Consider the following 3,633-nt stretch of genomic DNA (forward strand, 5'->3'; position numbering starts at 1 on the left):
GGGCCGGGGTGGCGACCAGGAGCAGCGCCGCGAGGGGCGCCGCCAGGGCCGTGGCGCGGACGAGGCGGCGCCGACGCGCGTAGAGCCGTTCGCGTATCCGGGGTGTGCCGGGCATACGTACTCCCTCGGTGCGTGGGGGGATTGATGCGTACAGGTCAGGGTGACGTCGTGAGCACGTCACGACAAGAGCCTGCCCGCCGCACGCTGTCCGGGCACCCGTGAACGGCCCGTTCGGGGCATCCCGTACGCAGCTTTCGCCCGCCGTTGGCACGGTCTTCCCACGCCCGGTGCGCGCCGTTGGCGGGCCGGCCGGCCGCCGTAGAGTGATCCGGTGCTCCTCGCCGCCGACGCGCTGCTCCCCGTCACCCCGACCCTCGGCGCCGTCCTCGCCCTGCTCCTGGTGGCGGCCGCAGCACTGGCCTCGTACGCGCGCCTCACCCAGGACGGCGGCCGCCCGTACGCACGCGCCATCCTCGCCGCCGGGCTGCGCGCGGCGCTCCAGCTGGGCGCCGTCTCCCTGGTGATCGGCTGGGTGGTGGGCGCCGTGCCCTCGCTGCTCGGCTTCGTGCTGCTGATGTACGCCGTCGCCGTACGGACGGCGGGGCGCCGGATCACCCCGAACCGGACCTGGGTCTGGGCCGCCGTCCCCATCGCGGCGGGCGTGCTGCCGGTGCTCGTGGCGCTGCTGTCGACCGGGCTCGTCCCGCTGGACGGCATCGCGCTCATCCCGATCGCGGGCATCCTCATCGGCGGGGCGCTCACCGGCACCGTGCTCGCGGGCCGCCGCGCGCTGGAGGAGCTGGCGCTGCGGCACGGCGAGGTGGAGGCCGCGATGGCGCTGGGGCTGCTGGACCGGGACGCGCGCCTGGAGATCGCCCGCCCGGCCGCCGCCGGGGCGCTGCTGCCGGGGCTCGACCAGACCCGGACCGTGGGGCTCGTCACACTCCCCGGCGCGTTCGTCGGGATGCTGCTGGGTGGGGCCTCCCCGGTGCTGGCGGGAGCCGTGCAGCTCTTCGTGCTGGTCGCGCTGATGCTGGTGCAGGTGATCGCGGTGGCGGCGGTGCTGGAGCTCATCGCGCGCGGGCGGCTGCATCGCGTACACTCGGCGCCGTCTGAGTCTGAAGGGGAGTAGCTCTTCGCCGGACCGTCGACATACTGGCACCCGCCCGCGCGGTGGGGCCCGGCGCCCGGAGCGCGGCGTTCTTCCGCCGCGCCAGCGAGACCTTCGGCCGCAGCGTCCGTCCATCAGCGACGCTGCCGTGCCGAGGTGTGCGCTCGCTCCGCGTCGGTACGGCGGCCCGAGGCTCCCTGGAGGCCCCTCCCGTGATCAGTGTGACCGTCGCCGCCGTCGTCTTCGGCGTCGTCTTCCTCGCCGAGCTGCCCGACAAGACGGCGCTCGCCGGGCTGATGCTCGGCACCCGCTACCGCGCCTCGTACGTCTTCGCGGGGGTGGCGGCCGCGTTCGTCGTCCATGTGGTGCTGGCGGTCGCCGCCGGGAGCGTGCTCACCCTGCTGCCGCACCGGCTGGTGCAGGGCATCGTGGGCCTGCTCTTCCTGGCGGGCGCGGCGATGCTGCTGCTGAAGAGCGACGACGGGGACGACGAGGAGGCCCGCGCCCCCGCCGACCCCTCGTTCTGGAAGGTCGCCGGCAGCGGTTTCATGCTGATCCTCGTCGCCGAGTTCGGCGACCTCACGCAGATCATGACCGCGAACCTGGCCGCGCGGTACGACGACCCGCTGTCCGTCGGCCTGGGCGCCGTGCTGGCCCTGTGGGCGGTCGCGGGCCTCGGCATCCTGGGCGGGCGCACGCTGCTGCGGTATGTGCCGCTGCGGCTCATCACCAAGGTGGCGGCGGCGCTGATGCTGGCCCTGGCGGCGTTCAGCCTGTACGAGGCGCTGAGCTGACCGCCGGATCCGTCCCGTCCGGGGCGCGCCCCGGACGGAGGCGGTCTCAGGCGTCGTCGCGCAGATATGTCCGCGCCCATTCCCCGAGGGGCGTGAGCGGGACACCGAGGTCCCTGGCGTGCTCCGGTCGGGCCGGCTGGCCGGCCTCGTTCAGCCAGAGGTGCGAGTAGCCCATCGCCGGCATGCCGGCGGCGAGCGCCTCCTGCTCCGACATGTCGGGAGCGGGCAGGTCCCGCTCCAGGGTGCGGGAGAGGATCCCGGCGATCTCGGTCATCGTCAGCCAGTCGCTCGCCAGCTCCAGTTCGACCCCGTGGAACCGTTCGGGCGCCGCGAAGGCCGCGGCGGCGGCCGCGCCGATGTCGTCCACCGCGACCAGGGACAGCCGGGTCCCGGGCCGCAGCAGGGTCACCAGGCCGCCCTCGACGCCGCGCGGGAACAGATACCTGCTGGAAGGCAGGAAGTTCTCCATGAAGAAGCCCGGCTTGAGGAGCGTCCAGCGGGGGAAGCCGGCCTCGCGGACCCGGTCCTGGACCGCCGTCTTGGCGTCCATGGCGGGCTTCATGAAGTCCCAGCGGCCCTCGGCCCAGCCGGGCGTTCCGGTGTGCTGTCCCGCACCGGACACGGAGGTGTGCACGAACTGCCGCACCCCGGCGGCCTTCGCGCCCTCGACGAGGTTCACGCCCTGGGCCACCTCCCCGTCGAAGTCGGGGCCGTCGGCGTTGAAGGCGGGCATCTGCACCGAGAAGACGGCGCGGGCGCCGTCGGCGGCCCGGATCACGGAGGCACGGTCGTGCAGGTCTCCGGTGACGAGTTCGGCGCCGAGCGCCGCGACCGCCCCGGCCCGGTCGGTGGCCGCGTCGCGTACCAGGGCGCGGACGGGCACGCCCGCCGCGAGCAGCGCGCGGGCGGTCGCCCCGCCCTGTTGGCCGGTGGCGCCGGTGACCAGAACGGGTGCGGGTGCGTGGGACTGGGACTGGGACATGGTGCTCCTCGGAGTGCGGGGGCGCGGGGCTCGGGCGCCGACAGAAATGGCGGGGCCCGCCGTTTCGTTGTGGGTACGATATGGCGGGTCCCGCCGTTTGGCAATCGTGGAGGTGACGCCGTGCCCGAGACCCGACGCGCGGATGCCAGGCGCAACTACGCGCGCATCCTCGCCGTGGCGGAGGAGGAGGTCGCCGCACAGGGGGCCGACGCCTCCCTGGAGCAGATCGCCCGCACGGCGCAGGTCGGCTCGGCGACCGTGCGCCGGCACTTCCCGACCCGCCGCGCCCTGCTGGAGGCCGTCTCCCGGAAGCGGATCGAGGCCCTGGGAGCCCGCGCCCGCGATCTGTCCGGCGCGGCCGACAGCCGGGCCGCGCTGCTGGAATGGCTGGGCGACGTCGTCGCCTACTGCGTCGCGGCGCGGGGGCTGGCGGCCGCGCTGGCCTACGACGGCGCCGGCGCCGGCCCGGTGCACGAGAACTCCTGCTCGGCGGCGCTGGAAGAGGCGGCCGGCCCGCTGCTGCGCCGCGCCGCACGGGACGGCGCGGTGGCCGAGGACGTCACCGTCGCCGATCTGATCACGCTGTCCGTCGGCCTGGCCCTGGCCACCGAGCACCACCCCGACCCCGCCGCCGCTTCGGACCGCCTGTTCCGGCTCGCCGTGGCGGGCCTGAGCCCGCGGGGCTGAGTCCGCGGGGCTGGGTCCGCAGGGTTGGGTCCGCAGGGTTGGGTCCGCAGGGTTGGGTC

At 75.1% G+C, this 3,633-nt stretch carries 4 protein-coding genes; 3 read left to right on the forward strand and 1 reads right to left on the reverse strand.

All coding sequences use genetic code 11. The features are described from left to right. Positions 1-331: 331 nt before the first annotated feature. Positions 332-1,132 carry an ABC transporter permease gene (locus G5C65_RS33380; RefSeq protein WP_338146782.1) on the forward strand — a complete coding sequence of 267 codons (801 nt, stop codon included), beginning with the start codon at positions 332-334 and terminating at the stop codon, positions 1,130-1,132. A gap of 191 nt (positions 1,133-1,323) precedes the next feature. Further along, a complete protein-coding gene (locus tag G5C65_RS33385; RefSeq protein WP_165302806.1) occupies positions 1,324-1,905 on the forward strand; it encodes a TMEM165/GDT1 family protein in 582 nt (193 codons plus the stop codon). 46 nt (positions 1,906-1,951) lie between these two features. On the opposite strand, the gene G5C65_RS33390 is transcribed toward G5C65_RS33385, so the two are convergent. Continuing rightward, positions 1,952-2,887, reverse strand: coding sequence for an NmrA family NAD(P)-binding protein (locus G5C65_RS33390; protein ID WP_165302807.1), 936 nt, complete (start codon positions 2,885-2,887; stop codon positions 1,952-1,954). A gap of 120 nt (positions 2,888-3,007) precedes the next feature. On the opposite strand from G5C65_RS33390, the gene G5C65_RS33395 reads away from it, so the two are divergent. Continuing rightward, on the forward strand, positions 3,008-3,574 hold the full coding sequence (locus tag G5C65_RS33395; RefSeq protein ID WP_165302808.1) for an SbtR family transcriptional regulator: 567 nt from the start codon (positions 3,008-3,010) through the stop codon (positions 3,572-3,574). The last annotated feature ends 59 nt before the right edge of the window (positions 3,575-3,633 follow it).

Source organism: Streptomyces boncukensis (assembly GCF_011045075.1).
GTDB classification, from domain to species: domain Bacteria; phylum Actinomycetota; class Actinomycetes; order Streptomycetales; family Streptomycetaceae; genus Streptomyces; species Streptomyces boncukensis.